This window comes from Vibrio sp. 10N.247.311.12 (assembly GCF_041467515.1).
GTDB classification, from domain to species: domain Bacteria; phylum Pseudomonadota; class Gammaproteobacteria; order Enterobacterales; family Vibrionaceae; genus Vibrio; species Vibrio crassostreae_C.
This window is the reverse complement of sequence record NZ_JBFSUV010000023.1, coordinates 21,633-36,226: the sequence shown is the minus strand read 5'-3', so window position 1 is coordinate 36,226 and position 14,594 is coordinate 21,633. Positions and strand designations below refer to the sequence as shown.

The following is a 14,594-nucleotide window of genomic DNA, read 5'->3' as shown; positions in this document are numbered from 1 at the left end:
TCTGCTAAGCATGAATGTTTTAGTTACAGGTGGCATGGGTTACATTGGTAGCCATACAAGTATCCAGATGATCAACGCAGGTATGACACCTGTACTTTTTGATAGCTTGTACAACAGCAAACCAAGCGTTCTAGAGCGCATCGAAAAAGTCTCGGGCGTTCGTCCCAACTTCATTGAAGGTGACGTTCGTGATAAAGCGCTTTTGACTGAAACTATGAAGCAACACAACATCGAAGCGGTTATCCATTTTGCTGGTCTGAAAGCCGTCGGAGAGTCTGTGGAAAAGCCTCTTGAATACTACGACAACAACGTAAACGGCACTTTAGTTCTTGTTGATGCAATGCGTGATGCGGGTGTAAAAACCTTGGTATTTAGCTCTTCAGCAACGGTATACGGTGATCCTGCAAGTGTGCCAATTACTGAAGACTTCCCAACAAGCGCTACCAACCCATATGGTCGTAGTAAACTAATGGTTGAAGAGTGTTTAACCGATTTCCAAAAAGCCAATCCTGATTGGAGCATTACACTGCTGCGTTACTTTAACCCTGTAGGTTCACATCCAAGTGGTGAGCTAGGTGAAGACCCGCAAGGTATCCCAAATAACCTAATGCCATTTGTCTCTCAAGTAGCAGTGGGCCGCCGTGAATTCCTATCTGTATTTGGTAGCGATTATCCAACAAAAGACGGGACTGGCGTTCGCGATTACATCCACGTAATGGATCTGTCTGATGGCCACATCGCAGCGCTTGAGAAAGTAGGGTGCAAAGACGGTCTTCATATCTACAACCTTGGTACGGGTAACGGTTCAAGTGTGTTAGACATGGTTAAAGCATTCGAACAAGCAAGCGGTAAAGAGATCCCTTACAAGCTTGTCGAGCGTCGCCCGGGTGACATCGCAGAGTGTTGGGCAGATCCAGCTAAAGCTCAGAAAGAACTGGGCTGGAATGCAAGCCGCACATTGGCTGAAATGACCGAAGATACATGGCGCTGGCAGTCAACAAACCCGAATGGATTCCCTGGTTAACCTAGTGGTTTCGTGAATGATTCAAAAATTAAAAGATGCTTTCGGGCATCTTTTTTGATCTTAATCGAATAAAAAGTAAATTAGTGGTTAAAAAGTATCATTCTGTATCCGCTGTGTTATTATGCTCGCGAATTATATGTTTAATGTTAATTTTCTTTGGAGTTAATCATGGAACTAGGCCTAATCATCACTTTCATCGTTGCTGCTGCAGTAATGGTTAAAAAAGAGATGGCAGAGAAGTAATTTCACTTATTACCTTTTTTATACAATTTTTTAGTGAAATAAATTAAAAGCCAGCAATTAAGCTGGCTTTTTAGTTTCTGCTGTATCAGATTCTGTCGTTAAGTTTTCTAACGAGTTAGAATTCGTATTTAGCTGAAATACCGTAGTTTCTTTCCGCTTGAGTGTTCTCTTTGTAAAGTTCATCATCACCGCGAATATCATTCCAACGGTAGTACTCTTCGTTAGTTAAGTTGAACACACCACCACGAATCGTCAGATCCTTCATTGGTTTGTAGTAAGCTGTTAAATCAACAACTGTTGCGCTTGGAAGCTCAGCCTGGCCTGCGTTACCGCCACTTTCGTCATCGAAGTTGATGTCTGAACCAGATTTGTCAGCTGTGTAGTTTAACTTAACGCTAGTACCCCAATTTTGGTTTGGCGCATCATAGTTAAGACCTAACACCGCATTCCAAGGGTTAACACTATTTAGTGCATTTCCGTTTCCGTCCTCACCCTCTGTGTATGAAGCTACGAAGTGAGTTGAAATACCCTTAGGCGCACCAACCAAGACATCCCAAAGTAACGTGTTCGAGAATTCAATCCCCTTTATCGTTGCCGAATCCAAGTTAACGTTAGAATAGTGCGTTGTTCCACCAACCTTTTTCGTAACCACTGTCTCGATAAAGTCATCGTAGTCACTGTAGTAGGCCGCGATTTCAGATGATGAAGCTTGAGTGTTGTGACGATAGCCTAGCTCGTATGAAATACTGGTTTCTGATTTAAGATCTGGATTTGGATCATTTACGTACCCATGTCCAGGGTTATCATATGTATAGTAAAGTTCATCAAAAGAAGGGGCTCTAAAGCCTTGGCTAATTTGGCCAAAAATAGTGCCTGTATCTGTAAGTTTGTATGTTGAACCTAAACGACCAGTTACCGCAGAATCTGAGAAATCACTCAACGTCTCAGTGGTGTTGTTACCAGGATCAGTTGAGAAATAGTCAAAGCGTACACCAGGGGTAACAATAAGTTTGTCATTCACTAAGCTAATTTCGTCTTGAATAAACAAGCCAAATTTTTGCTCCTTAGCATCTGGAGTATATACATAAAGTTGGTTATCAGTAGCAGGATCAGAGTTATACTCCATATTGGTGTTGCTGATGTCACTATGTGTATAAGTTGCACCATACACTAGGTAATGGTTGTTAATTTCTTTATCTAGCTGAGTCTCGATTTCAAGCTTATCTTCAGTGTACTCGTAGTCTTTTGTTTGTAAGTTGTCGTTGTTAGCTGGTACCCAAGGTGGCATACCTGGGCCTGCAGGTTTAAAGCGCTTAGTTACACCATTCTCTTCTTTAGAGATGTACGATACTTTACTCGTTACAGTATCGGCAATTGTGCCATCAGCGAACCAAATGTGCTTAATAGCGAATCGATTTTGCGTTGTGTCATCAGCACCTGTATAGCTATCGTAGCTTGAGTGGTAGATGTCAGAGTCTGAAGTATCTTTGATTAGCTCAGCTAAAAACTCGATACGATGACTTTCGTTTAACTGATATTGCAACTTAACCAAAAGATTATCTGCTGAAGTATCTTGACCTTCTACAGCGTAGTTCTCTAAGTCGTTAGGGTTACGGAAGTTTTGCAACTCTTCACCATCTCGACGAGTGTAGGCTACCAATGTTTCTAGGCCATCGAATCGATTAGCTAATGCAACGTGCTCACTGAAAGAGTTATCTTCTGAAGAGTAAGACAGTTTCGCTTGACCGCCAAAGTCTTCTCCATCTTTTAAGAAATCAGAAGGGTCTTTAGTTTCAAAGGCGACAACACCACCAATAGCGTCGCTTCCGTGTAAACTTGAAGCCGCACCTTTGATAATTTCGACACTTTTCAGCATATCGGGATCGATTGAAATACCGCTAGAGTTAATAAATGCGTAAGGGCCACCATCAAATGAACCTGGTTGCGATGAGCCATCCACTAAAATCTTTACGCGCTTACCTTCCATGCCACGAATGTTGATGGTTTGTGCACCTTGTCGAGAGCTCGAGTTCATCGTTACACCTGGAGTGTATTCGAAGATTTCGTTAACATTTTTTGCCATGTTCTCTTCGATTTGCTCATCGGAGATGACTGCAACAGAAGCCGCTGTATTGATAAGTGTTTGATTCGTGCGCGTCGAGGATACAACAACCTCATCAAATAGGGCATAATCTTCAGCAAAGGCTGACGTTGATGAAAGCGCTAAAACGATTGAAGCAGAGAGTAGGGGTTGCTTATACATCTGATAGTTACCTTAGTTCCATAGTATTATCTTGATTTGCGAAATATAATATTGGATCTAAATGATAATTACTATTATTTGCATTTAAATAATTTTCAATTTTATCAACTAACTCATAATTAATACTCTTAAATATCTGTATTAAAAAGACTTTTACAGTTCCATTCACAGTCTGAATGCTTCTGTTTTTGTGATTCAAGTCTCATTTATAAAGTAGGAAAGCTATGCATAGTCCAATAACACTTGAAGCGTTACACATCCTAGACGCCATCGACCGACGTGGAAGTTTCGCCGCCGCGGCCAATGAAATGGACAGAGCGCCTTCATCACTCAGCTATCAAATACAGAAGCTTGAACAAGATCTAGACATCATGATTTTTGACCGCTCAGGCCACCGTGCAAATTTCACGGAAGCGGGTCAGTTGATACTTGAGCAAGGTAGAATCATTCTTGGAGCTACAGAACGTCTTGTTAACGAGGCAAGCATTCTAGCCAATGGTTGGGAGCTCGATTTGACCATCGCCTTTGATGGCATTATCCCGATTGCTAACTTTTTCCCACTGGTAGATGAACTAGGAAAAATCAGTAAAACACGCGTTCGTTTGCAAGAGGAAATCTTAGCGGGTTGTTGGGAATCTCTCACAGATGGTCGTGCTGACTTATTGATATGCCCTAAGCTCGATACAATTCCAAACGATATGAAAAGTGACGTAATTGGTAAAATGGAGATGGTGTGGGTCGCGGCATCAAGCCACTATGTTCACAATCGTTCTGGTGAATTCGATCAGAAGGCGAGAGAAAGTTACAGGGTTATTGCCATTGCAGACACCGCACGCGATCAGCCAGCACTAAGCATCAATATTCTAGAGAAACAGCCACGTTTAACCGTGACAAGCTTTCCTGCGAAAGTAGAGGCTTTGACATCAGGACTAGGGATTGGCACCTTACCGAATAGTGTCGCTAAACCTTTGATTGAATCTGGCGTACTACAGCAGATCTCCGGTACAGAACCACAACCGATCGATATTGTTATGGCTTGGCGACGCAACAAAATGGGCGACGCCAAGTCTTGGTGTATCCAACATCTTAAAAAGACATGGGCGTTAAAGTAACGGTAACACCATATCTGCAGTACCATCTTCAAAACTGATATCTATCTTAAAACCGAGCTTTTGAGCTAGTGTCAGCATCCCTCTATTGGTTGGCATCGTCATACCCGACATCTGCTTGGTCTGCTTCGCACGGCAGTAATCGATAACCTTGGTCATAAGAATGCGACCTAGACCAACACCTTTAAGGTCAGAACGAATCAATATTGCGAATTCGGCGTCTGTGTTCTCAGGGTTAATCAGCGCACGGGACACGCCGATGATCGCTGGAACGCTTTGTTCCTCGCGAACGACCACAAAGGCGATTTCTCTATCGAAATCAATCTGAGTGAAATTCGCCAACGCCTCATGATTGAATTCACCGACATCACTAAAGAAACGCTTATAGAGATCTTCCTTAGACACACGGTTAATGAAGTCAGCATGAAGCGGTTCATCTTCGGGAAGAATAGGGCGTAACAACACTTCGGTTCCATCTTTTAGCTGGATACGTTCTTCAAGCTCGACCGGATAAGGGCGAATCGCAAGACGTTCCTGTGGATCGCCTTCGTACGCTTTCAAGATGATATCGGCATCTAATATCGTGAACTTGTCACCATTGGCCAGTACTGGATGGATATCCAAATCATGTATTTCAGGGCAATCCACTACCATTTGCGATATACGTACCAATAACTCAGACAAACCTTCTATATCGATGGGGTTAGGGAGTTTTTGTAGACGAATCTTGCCGCTTTTTATCGCTCGAATAATCAAGTAACGCGCCAGTGTCATGTTGAGCGGTGGAAAAGCAGCTGCGGCATCAATCGACTCATCCCACTCCGAACCACCTTGTCCAAGTAATATGATTGGGCCGAAGGTTTCGTCTGTTGTAACCTTAATACGCAACTCTTGGCCGCCCGCGAGCTTAGCCATACCTTGAATTAACAAGCCGTGGATGTTTGCTGTAGGGAAGGATAATTGAGAGCGATCGAGAATTGCCTGAGCCGCATTGGCAACTTCACTGCTGTTTCGCAAATTGAGCATCACGCCTTGTACGTCTGACTTATGTGCAATATCCGGCGAACGTAATTTTACTGCGACGGGATAACCGATCGTTTCAGCGATGTGTACCGCTTCACTTGGGTCAGAAGCGATCCAAGTTGGTAACACATCGAGGTTGAAGCTCTTGAAAAACTGACTGTTTTGGTGAGTATCAAGGCTAACTGTATCTTTATCCAGTAGTTTTCTTTCTATCCAACCTTTCGCATCTGCTAGATCTTCAATGTGTACTTTTTCTGCAGTGGTCGGCGTTTCCATTAACTGACGTTGGTTACGTCTGTACTCGACTAAGTGCATGAATGCGACCACAGAGCTTTCAGGGGTCCGATAAGTTGGGAAACCCGCTTCGGTAAACAGCTTTCGTGCGGGCCTTGCTGTTAGCTCACCAGACCAATTCGTCAGGATGTTAAAGCGCTTGTGGCGAGGGTGCTTCTTAATCGCTTCAATAATTCGTTCTGCCGTTTTAGCGGAATGTGCGACCGCTGAAGGGCTGTGCATGATAAGAATCGCGTCTGCTTCATCGCCATCGAGTAAGATGTTTATAGTGTCGATATAACGTTGATCACCAGCGTCGCCGACAATATCGATAGGATTGCTATGAGACCAACTCGATGGCAAAACCTTGTTCAACTTATCAAGTGTCTCTTCTGAAAACTCTGCGAGCTTGCCACCGCGGTCAAATAGCGTATCCACGGCCATAATCGCAGGGCCGCCACCGTTGGTAACAATAGCCAAACGCTCACCACGCAATGGTACTGAATGAGTCAGTGTCTCTACCGCAGCAAACAATTCATGTAAGTTCTTAACTCGCAACATGCCACTACGGCGAATCGCGGAATCGTAGATAATATCTAAAGTATCGGCACCACAGGTGTGTGCCATTGCCGCCGCTCGGCCTTTCGCTGTTCGTCCGCCTTTTAGCACTAGAATTCGTCTGTTGCGCGATGCCGCACGCGCTGCAGAAATAAAGCGCCTCGCATCAGTAATGCTGTCTACATAAAGTAATATCGCTTCGGTGTGAGAATCGGTACTCAGATAATCCAATAACTCCGAGAATTCGATGTCACTGCCATTACCTATAGAGATAAACGCCGAAAAACCGATCTCTTTGTCATTAGCCCAATCGAGAATCGTGGTACACACAGCTGCAGACTGAGAAACAAAGGCGATCTTACCGGGTAATGCTGTCACAGGAGAGAATGAGGCGTTTAAATTTAACCAAGGGACAATTACTCCCAAACTATTGGAACCTAACACTCGAATGTTGTGTTTTTTGGCAATCGCTAGGCATCGTTCATCATACGTCTCACCATTATCGCTTTCTTGCTGCATGTCTGAAGAAAGCACAATGACAGAGGCTATACCTTTCTCAGCCAGTTCTTCAAAAATAGCGACATTACGGGTCGCATTGGTACACAAGATTGCGAGGTCAGGAACAATCGGTAACGACAAAATGTTCTTGTAAGAAAGCACACCGGCCACTGAATCATATTTCGGCGTAACCGGCATCACCGCACCTTTAAAATCCCCATGCAACAAATTGTTCATAACAATATATCCTGCGCGTGTTTCTCGTTGAGAAGCACCAACAACAGCGATTGAACGGGGTTTAAGTAGGGGATCAAGATGATTCATAGACATATCCTAGCAATGCACGTAAGTTCATCGTAACTTACTTTGCACTCACAGGTTGATGGCAAATTCACCGAATTCAGATGAATAAGCAAACACTGCATAAAGTTTGTGAAATAGGTCACCCACTAATGGTGTATAATCCCAAAGTTAACTTGATTCTAAACCGACGTATCGGCATGATTTATAGTAATTATTATTAAGGATATAGAGCTTTCCATGAAAAAATTTGCAATTGTGACTTTGCCACTGCTCTTGGCTGCGTGTGTATCTGACGACTACGTTACCAATGTCACTTCAGATAGTTATCAAGAAGAGTACAAGACGGCCAAAGTTGAAGCTCCAGTTGTATCTCAATCTGAGCAAACAAGCGTTGTTGAAGAAAATGTTGTCAACGTTATCAGAACCGAACCTGTTGAACAGAAAGTCGCTCAAACGACTAAAGCTAAGCCAGTTGCAGTAGTGACAGGCCCAACCAAGAAACAACAAGACATGAACCAACGTTTTGGTTACACAGTTCAAGTTGTTGCTGTTGGCAGCCAAAGTAAAGTCGATTCTTTCGTGAAAATGCTACCTACGACTTCTCAACCAGTTTGGGAAAACTACAAAATGGTTAACGGCACTAAGTGGTTCACGGTACTTTATGGTGACTACGCAACACGCTTAGAAGCTAAAAAGGCAATCTCAACACTGCCGAACACTTTCCAAAACTTGAAGCCGTTCGTTAAGAGCATTGATGACATCAAGAACTCTGAATACCCAACGCTTAACAAGTTGAACTAAGCTTTGATTCATAAAGAAGGGGCAAATGCTCCTTCTTTTGTTTTAAGACTCGCTGTTTTGTTTAATAGTTAATCGCTCGATCTTTCGAACGCAATTTTAACAATCAAAACACTGTACCTATCTCGACTTTTGTTTATCATTGAAGTCAGTACTCCTAGTTTCAAGGACCGAATTTACCCATGAACACCACAAACATCCTTCTACTTTGCGGCGGTGGATCTTCAGAGCATGAAGTATCTTTAGTTTCAGCCAATTACCTTTTTGAACAACTTAATAGCGTTGCAGATTTTAACGTTGTAAGAGTTGAAATTAAGAACGAAGGCTGGTGTCTTGATTCAGGTGAATTGGTTTATCTTGATATTAACGACCAAACCTTACGCGGTGACAATTTAGCATCTAAAGTCGATTTCATTGTGCCTTGCATACACGGTTTCCCAGGTGAAACAGGTGACATTCAATCACTGTTTGAAATGGCTAAAATTCCATACCTAGGTTGTGGTCCAGAAGCAAGCAACAACAGCTTTAACAAAATCACGTCAAAGCTTTGGTACGACGCACTTGGTATTCCAAACACGCCGTACCTGTTCTTATCAGACAACAATGATCAAGCTCACTCACAAGCAACTCAAGCATTTGAAAAGTGGGGTAAAGTGTTTGTGAAAGCGGCTCGTCAAGGTTCTTCTGTAGGTTGTTACCAAGTTAACCAAGTAGAAGATTTAAGCGAGGCTATCAACAAGGCGTTCACTTTCTCGAACCAAGTATTGGTTGAGAAATCAGTGGTGCCTAGAGAGCTAGAAATTGCTGCTTATGAAATCGATGGCGAGCTACACATCAGCAAGCCGGGTGAGGTGATTGCACCGAATGGCGCATTTTACTCTTACGAAGAGAAGTACAGTGCAGACAGCCACTCGATCACTGAAGTTGAAGCAAGTAATTTAACTGACGAACAGCGTGAATTGATTGCAGACAGCGCACGAAAAGTCTTCACCCAGATGAAGCTTCGTCACTTGTCTCGTATCGACTTCTTTTTAACGCAAGACAACGAAATCTACCTGAACGAAGTCAACACCTTCCCAGGTATGACGCCAATCTCCATGTTCCCTAAAATGGTTGAGCATGACGGCCACAAATTCAGCCAGTTCTTAGAAAACTGCGTGAGAACAAGCCTTTCTTAGGTTTCTAACTCGTTTTCGTTCACTTAGAGCTGAACCAACAAGTGCCTTAAGCTTTCGCCAAGGCACTTTTTGTTTTTAAAGCTAGCCGTTTTTTACGAATCTATCATTTAGCCACAACTTATATCCAAGTAACAATATCCAAGTAATTACGAACCGTTTATTGCCAAGGTATTAGCGCCTTAAACTTCATCTTCTCACTCTCAGCCGTTCCCGTGAAACCCACATATTGGGCTGGCATGGCAGGGCTAAGCCAGCGACCAAAGTCCTGAATCTCTCTAACCTTAAGACCTTGTTTCGACAACTCTTGTGCAGCACCAACACGAATCGAATTTCCAGAGAAATGGTGATTTTCTGGCAGTTGAAGTAAGTCGCTAGCTCTTCTCAATATCCTATAGATGGACGAATCATCTAAAGGCTGCAAACCAATATTCTCATGCTTGTCTATCGCACGAAATACTGGCAAGTCATCTTGTATACCAGTAAACGAAAGCCAACGTTGAAGTGCAACACTGGCTATTTGTGACAACTGATAAGCCGAATCTTTGACTGTTACTTGGTAATGATCTTCAACGTACTCAACATCACTCATCGATAACAACTTAAGCTCTGAGCGCTTTAAAGCACACTCGAACATCACGTTATAAATAGCAATGTCTCTGATCTCTTTCAGGTTTGCTTTCTCATGGGAGAGTAACGTATTCAAATCAGTGAGATGCACAGATGTCATAGCATTGGTTTGTTTAGCGTCACCGGCCATTTGAGATTGTAAGTGGAGTAGGGTAAAGCGAACTTGCCTGTGCTTGATCGGGTTAGCAAAGCTCAACACAGTATGTAACATGCTAAGCGTTGCAGTGTAACGTTTTAGCGATGCGTATTTTCTATCGTTAGACTCCGTTTCAAGAAAACGACGAACAGCGGTTATAGATGCGGGAAGTGTGTTAATACGATGTTTGGTACAGAACGCATGATAGCGATTCCAATCACTGTAAATGCCCAACAGTGAATTGCGAGAGTATTGAAATCCTGTCAACTCATCTATAATTTCTATTGTCGCGTTGCTGTTTAATTTTTCAACAAATGAATTAATTATCACAGAGTCAGTTAAAATAGGGACTTTTTTTCTCAAATTACCATACCTCGACAGGTGTTTTTACCATATTATGCTTGATATCATTATTAGTATACTTATGATTAACAGAAAGATGATTAATAGATATGGCTAATTCAATTTACCGAAGCGTCCATCTTCAATCGATAGATGCTAACAACACAGTTTGGCGTGCTAAGTTAAAAAACAACGTTATTCAGGGCAACCTAGCTGCCGTGAAAAAGAGTATTGATTGGTGGATTGATACCGCATCTATTATTGATCCAAAAGAATTCATGTCATTAAATAAGTCGAGAGGAACTGGTGGCTCGACTGAAAACTTCAACGGCTACCAAATCAAGAATGACACCGGTGAGCCTAATGCGTGGTATTGCATGTTTAACGGTCGCTTAATCAAAGGCGGCAAGGTTGCAATCCAACGCCATATAGAAGCTTACTTACTCGCAAAACAAAAAGCAGAGCAACAAAAGAAGTAAATTATGAGCCTAGTATATTCAACAGAAACAGGTCGCATTAAGCCTGAAGAAGAGAAAGTCCAACGTCCTAAAGGCGATGGTATCGTTCGAATCCAAAAAGAAACCAAAGGCCGTAAAGGCAAAGGCGTTTCTGTCGTAACTGGCTTAGACCTAGATGACGCACCATTAAAACTAATGGCAGCAGAACTCAAGAAAGTTTGCGGCTGCGGTGGCTCAGTAAAAGATGGCAACATCGAAATTCAAGGTGACGCGCGCGACAAGATCAAAGCGCACCTTGAAAAGAAAGGCTACAAAGTTAAATTTGCTGGCGGTTAATCTCTAACTAATACCAGGGTTAAAATCGAAGATTATTATCACTGGTTATTAGGTATTTTATGGTAAATAGCCAGTTTGGTTAAATACACAGTATAAATTAGAGAATATCGGCACAATACAAAGGCAGGGCATCACACAAAGATACCTGCCTTATAAACATCAAAATCAATTTAACATAACGTACATAATACGCAGTTAATAATGCGCGTAGTTAATTCTAAAGGTAGTATTCTCATCTTTTGTCCTTAAAATCCTTGTTCCAACTGACTCTCACGCTTCTTGCGCCGTTCAGGGTTTTCTTAGCGCATTTGAAATCAAATAATTATATGTGCGGCCAACATCTACACAATCCAACCTTCATTCAGCAAATCTAATTGACGAGAAACTTTGTCCATCTGATTTAACTTATCTTTGCACTAACGAACCGCCGCGTTGTGTGTGATTCTTGTGAGCATTGCTGTTGTTTCTTTTTCAGATTTCACACACGCGACCAATGTTTTTTATCAACTGCACATGCTGAGCTTTCGTTCAAATCCATCAGCTAATAAAGTTCGTCTGTCTTACGTAGATTCGCACACACATTTTTCAAACCTTCTTAACGATTCTCTCTAGAGTTAGTACTTTGTGTTCAGTTTGCATAGATTCATTACACTTATTGCTGGTACACAACACCGATACTTGGGAGATCCATAATCACGGTTTGCCCTGAAATTACGTTCAATTGGACTTAGGTAGCTTTGGTAATAAACCTAAGAGTTACTTTAAACCCATTGCGCTTAGTTTTTCTTTACTTGTTTTCTCTAACTGATATGCCTGCTTTGAAGTCGCAATGGTGTTACCGCCTGAGATTAGAAAGCTTATAATGTTTATCGACACATGTAATCAATAAGTAAAGTGACACTGTAGCTAGCTGTACAGGTAAAGCTTGGTCCTATGGAACACAAAATAAAGAACCCAAATAATAACTGTATATTTACACAGTTAAATTATTATCCCCTTAAAAACGTTACCTTTCGTATAAATACCGAACAAAAACAACGCTATTTAGGCATATATCTGTCGCTGGGCGCGTATTTTTGCCTAGCAATCACGCTAGTGTCGTTGTTCTCTTTTAATACGCTCATGGATAAGAACTACATCATCACACCTGACAGATAGCCTACGCGCGTAAATACGGACAGAGACCACGATGGTGGCACCGTAGGCTCATTACATAAGTCAGAAGATGGAATTAAGTTACAGCGTGACTTTGAACAAACCTATAGCTTACCCTTCTGTGAAATTGAGTACGTTGAGAGATCGACGCAAAATAAAGGGCTCGATCTCTCAACGTTCGATTCGGTCACCATCAATATAGAATATGAAGGTCAAGAGGAGCCAAGGTTTCGATTCTACATACGTAACCACGACGACAACTACAGCGCTCAAAGCGACCCTATTTCTAACAAGTTCTATCGCTTAGACTTATCATTCCCCAATAGAAAACACATCGATTTAGCATTCTCAAATTGATACGCGCCGCATTCCTTAATCGACTTCTACACAACACCTTACGCCTCGTAAGCTTTTTAAATACTTATTCTGTAAAGCACATATGTGGCAACGAAGCTTGCTCTAAGCGGTGGTAAGCCATTCGCGATATCGGTTTTGAACATTACCGCTGTGGATTGTCTCACTCTGTTCTTCGATGAAATCATCATTTGTCTGCTTCTGAACATTCATGGATTCTCATCCGTTCAAAATACAAGTCACAACGTCACTAGCCGTAAAAACACCATATATTTAGCCACTTAGGTAAGGTGACACAAATACTGACACCTAAAATGGCGATTGTTCCACTTTCAGAACTTACTGTAATTTAATTACAACACAAAGCCAAGAAATGCCTGAAAAGTGGATCACTCCGACATAACTTACTGAATAAAAAGAATTTAATGGTTTTGGATAGGTCGGGAATTCAGGGTAGCTAAAGAGTTGGTATGTACGAGATAATATACTAGAGGGTAATATATTTAGTTATAGTGCACTAAGGGTTAAAAAAGAAGGGCTGATGCCCTACTCTTCTTTATTACTCATTTCTTCACGAATTTGCTCAGCAACGATTTTGATAGCTTGCGCTGTGCTGATGCCTTGGGTCATCATTTCTTGAATTCGTTCAACAGCTTTCTGTTGTTCTTCGTGAGAAAGGGTTGGTAAGTCGTTTAGCATGCTCTGCTCCTTTATTTAGGAGCAGAACTATATAAGGACTGTTAGTAACTAGCAAGGAAATTGATGGATGCACCCATTGCATTTTCATTCGTGTAGTTAGCACTTAGATCTAGCTGAAACAAGTTCAATGGCGAGATACCAACACCAGCTGTCACTGTTCCTTCTGAATCAGAGTAAGCCAGGTTCTTGTAATACCCTCCCCTTAGCTTAAGCTGACGTAACAGGTCGACTTCAGTACCAACACGAATCATCTGTTCGTTGTCTTCGAACGAAGTAAACTTCTCTGCTTCATTCAAATCATAATCAACACTCAACGTAAAGTAATCAGAAACGATCCCCACACCAACAGTGTAGACAGGCCCCAGGTTATAAGAATGACTCGATGTTACTGTTCTTGTAGCCCCTGTGCTGCTTGTTAGCTGTTGGCTAACGGATTTAGTTTCAATCTCACGGTCTATAATATTCGTTGCAGAAAAACCCACTCTAAATGGGCCGTAAAACCAAAGCGCACCTGCATCAATATTAAATGTAGTTTCCGCGGTGTCGTTTTCTCGAACATCACTTAGATCGTAGTTTTGTGCCGAGGCAATGTAGTTATACGTATAGATTCTTTGGAGTTTTGGAGAAATACCAAACGACAAATGTTGTCCCATGAACGTTTGATATTTTGCTAATGATATACCAGCTTCCATAATGCCAATAGAAACAGCTTTAACAGCAGTTAACTCAGCATTAACCAAGTCACTATTAGCAGCGTCACTAGATGTATCAGGGGTTACAAATGATTCAGTGTATGCTTTTGCAAATACGTTTGCTGCAATATACTGATTTGGTAGAGCGAATGCTACAACACCACCTAAATCAACATTCAGGCTATCACCATTAAGAGCATCTAGATCAGAACCAGTCACAGTACCTGACTCAATGCTGTCAACTAAATTATCGATATCATCAACTAAGTTATTAGGGTCATTATAATTACCGCCAAAACTTGGCGTGATCATTCCCATGTCATCATTACGACGATAAATCGCAACAAGTGCTGGGTTATAGAATGGAGCAGTTAGGAAGTTTGCTGAAACAACACCAACACCACCCATCGCATCACCACGCGCTTCAATGGCGTAGTTTGCTGCTGAAAGAGGAAGACTGGCGAATGCAATTGACGCTGCGAGTAGTTTTGTAGTTTTTTTCATGCCGTTTATCTTTGTTAGATC

The 14,594-nt window shown here is 42.0% G+C and carries 11 protein-coding genes and 1 pseudogene; 7 read left to right on the top strand and 5 right to left on the bottom strand.

The window, feature by feature from the left end:
• Positions 1 to 10 precede the first annotated feature (10 nt).
• A complete protein-coding gene (gene galE / locus AB6E30_RS11880) occupies positions 11 to 1,024 on the top strand; it encodes a UDP-glucose 4-epimerase GalE (protein WP_017060088.1) in 1,014 nt (337 codons plus the stop codon).
• A gap of 358 nt (positions 1,025 to 1,382) precedes the next feature.
• Here the strand turns inward: galE and AB6E30_RS11875 are convergent, their stop codons facing one another.
• Positions 1,383 to 3,530: a TonB-dependent hemoglobin/transferrin/lactoferrin family receptor gene (locus AB6E30_RS11875; protein ID WP_372103705.1), complete on the bottom strand. Its 2,148-nt coding sequence runs from the start codon at positions 3,528 to 3,530 to the stop codon at positions 1,383 to 1,385.
• Positions 3,531 to 3,754: 224 nt separating this feature from the next.
• Between AB6E30_RS11875 and AB6E30_RS11870 the strand changes: the two genes are divergently transcribed.
• Complete coding sequence (locus tag AB6E30_RS11870; RefSeq protein ID WP_065584957.1) at positions 3,755 to 4,642, top strand: LysR family transcriptional regulator; 888 nt, start codon at positions 3,755 to 3,757, stop codon at positions 4,640 to 4,642.
• Here AB6E30_RS11870 and AB6E30_RS11865 read toward each other — a convergent pair.
• The gene (locus AB6E30_RS11865; protein ID WP_372103702.1) at positions 4,634 to 7,315 is read right to left on the bottom strand and encodes a GNAT family N-acetyltransferase; all 2,682 of its coding nucleotides are present in this window, start codon (positions 7,313 to 7,315) and stop codon (positions 4,634 to 4,636) included. The genes AB6E30_RS11870 and AB6E30_RS11865 overlap by 9 nt on opposite strands.
• Positions 7,316 to 7,531: 216 nt before the next feature.
• Between AB6E30_RS11865 and AB6E30_RS11860 the strand changes: the two genes are divergently transcribed.
• Together AB6E30_RS11860 and AB6E30_RS11855 are read left to right on the top strand one after the other, a co-directional pair.
• Positions 7,532 to 8,095, top strand: a complete 564-nt coding sequence (locus AB6E30_RS11860) for an SPOR domain-containing protein (RefSeq protein ID WP_017060092.1) — start codon at positions 7,532 to 7,534, stop codon at positions 8,093 to 8,095.
• Between the two features lie 179 nt (positions 8,096 to 8,274).
• A complete protein-coding gene (locus AB6E30_RS11855; RefSeq protein ID WP_065584955.1) occupies positions 8,275 to 9,270 on the top strand; it encodes a D-alanine--D-alanine ligase in 996 nt (331 codons plus the stop codon).
• A gap of 157 nt (positions 9,271 to 9,427) precedes the next feature.
• Here AB6E30_RS11855 and AB6E30_RS11850 read toward each other — a convergent pair whose 3' ends face one another.
• Entirely contained in the window at positions 9,428 to 10,396 is a 969-nt protein-coding gene (locus AB6E30_RS11850; RefSeq protein WP_102320805.1) for a tyrosine-type recombinase/integrase, read from the bottom strand.
• A gap of 89 nt (positions 10,397 to 10,485) precedes the next feature.
• Between AB6E30_RS11850 and AB6E30_RS11845 the strand changes: the two genes are divergently transcribed.
• From AB6E30_RS11845 to AB6E30_RS11835, 3 genes and pseudogenes are all read left to right on the top strand, one after another.
• Positions 10,486 to 10,854, top strand: coding sequence for a DUF3319 domain-containing protein (locus tag AB6E30_RS11845; protein ID WP_017060095.1), 369 nt, complete (start codon positions 10,486 to 10,488; stop codon positions 10,852 to 10,854).
• Positions 10,855 to 10,857: 3 nt separating this feature from the next.
• Positions 10,858 to 11,169 carry a stress response translation initiation inhibitor YciH gene (yciH, locus tag AB6E30_RS11840; protein WP_008221404.1) on the top strand — a complete coding sequence of 104 codons (312 nt, stop codon included), beginning with the start codon at positions 10,858 to 10,860 and terminating at the stop codon, positions 11,167 to 11,169.
• Positions 11,170 to 12,186: 1,017 nt separating this feature from the next.
• A pseudogene (locus AB6E30_RS11835) lies at positions 12,187 to 12,678 on the top strand (GGDEF domain-containing protein); the annotation flags it as partial.
• A 546-nt stretch (positions 12,679 to 13,224) separates the two neighbouring features.
• On the opposite strand, the gene AB6E30_RS11830 reads toward AB6E30_RS11835, so the two are convergent.
• Complete coding sequence (locus tag AB6E30_RS11830) at positions 13,225 to 13,377, bottom strand: YoaH family protein (protein ID WP_004731009.1); 153 nt, start codon at positions 13,375 to 13,377, stop codon at positions 13,225 to 13,227.
• A gap of 41 nt (positions 13,378 to 13,418) precedes the next feature.
• Positions 13,419 to 14,573 (bottom strand): conjugal transfer protein TraF, encoded by a 1,155-nt coding sequence (locus tag AB6E30_RS11825; protein WP_372103699.1) that lies wholly within the window; start codon positions 14,571 to 14,573, stop codon positions 13,419 to 13,421.
• Positions 14,574 to 14,594 lie beyond the last annotated feature (21 nt).

Excerpts from the sequence above, each read along its gene's own strand:
- AB6E30_RS11855 (WP_065584955.1), top strand. The coding sequence starts at position 8,275 with ATGAACACCACAAACATCCTTCTACTTTGCGGCGGTGGATCTTCAGAG.
- AB6E30_RS11830 (WP_004731009.1), bottom strand. The coding sequence starts at position 13,377 with ATGCTAAACGACTTACCAACCCTTTCTCACGAAGAACAACAGAAAGCT.
- galE (WP_017060088.1), top strand. The coding sequence starts at position 11 with ATGAATGTTTTAGTTACAGGTGGCATGGGTTACATTGGTAGCCATACA.
- yciH (WP_008221404.1), top strand. The coding sequence starts at position 10,858 with ATGAGCCTAGTATATTCAACAGAAACAGGTCGCATTAAGCCTGAAGAA.
- AB6E30_RS11860 (WP_017060092.1), top strand. The coding sequence starts at position 7,532 with ATGAAAAAATTTGCAATTGTGACTTTGCCACTGCTCTTGGCTGCGTGT.
- AB6E30_RS11875 (WP_372103705.1), bottom strand. The coding sequence starts at position 3,530 with ATGTATAAGCAACCCCTACTCTCTGCTTCAATCGTTTTAGCGCTTTCA.
- AB6E30_RS11825 (WP_372103699.1), bottom strand. The coding sequence starts at position 14,573 with ATGAAAAAAACTACAAAACTACTCGCAGCGTCAATTGCATTCGCCAGT.
- AB6E30_RS11845 (WP_017060095.1), top strand. The coding sequence starts at position 10,486 with ATGGCTAATTCAATTTACCGAAGCGTCCATCTTCAATCGATAGATGCT.
- AB6E30_RS11865 (WP_372103702.1), bottom strand. The coding sequence starts at position 7,315 with ATGAATCATCTTGATCCCCTACTTAAACCCCGTTCAATCGCTGTTGTT.
- AB6E30_RS11870 (WP_065584957.1), top strand. The coding sequence starts at position 3,755 with ATGCATAGTCCAATAACACTTGAAGCGTTACACATCCTAGACGCCATC.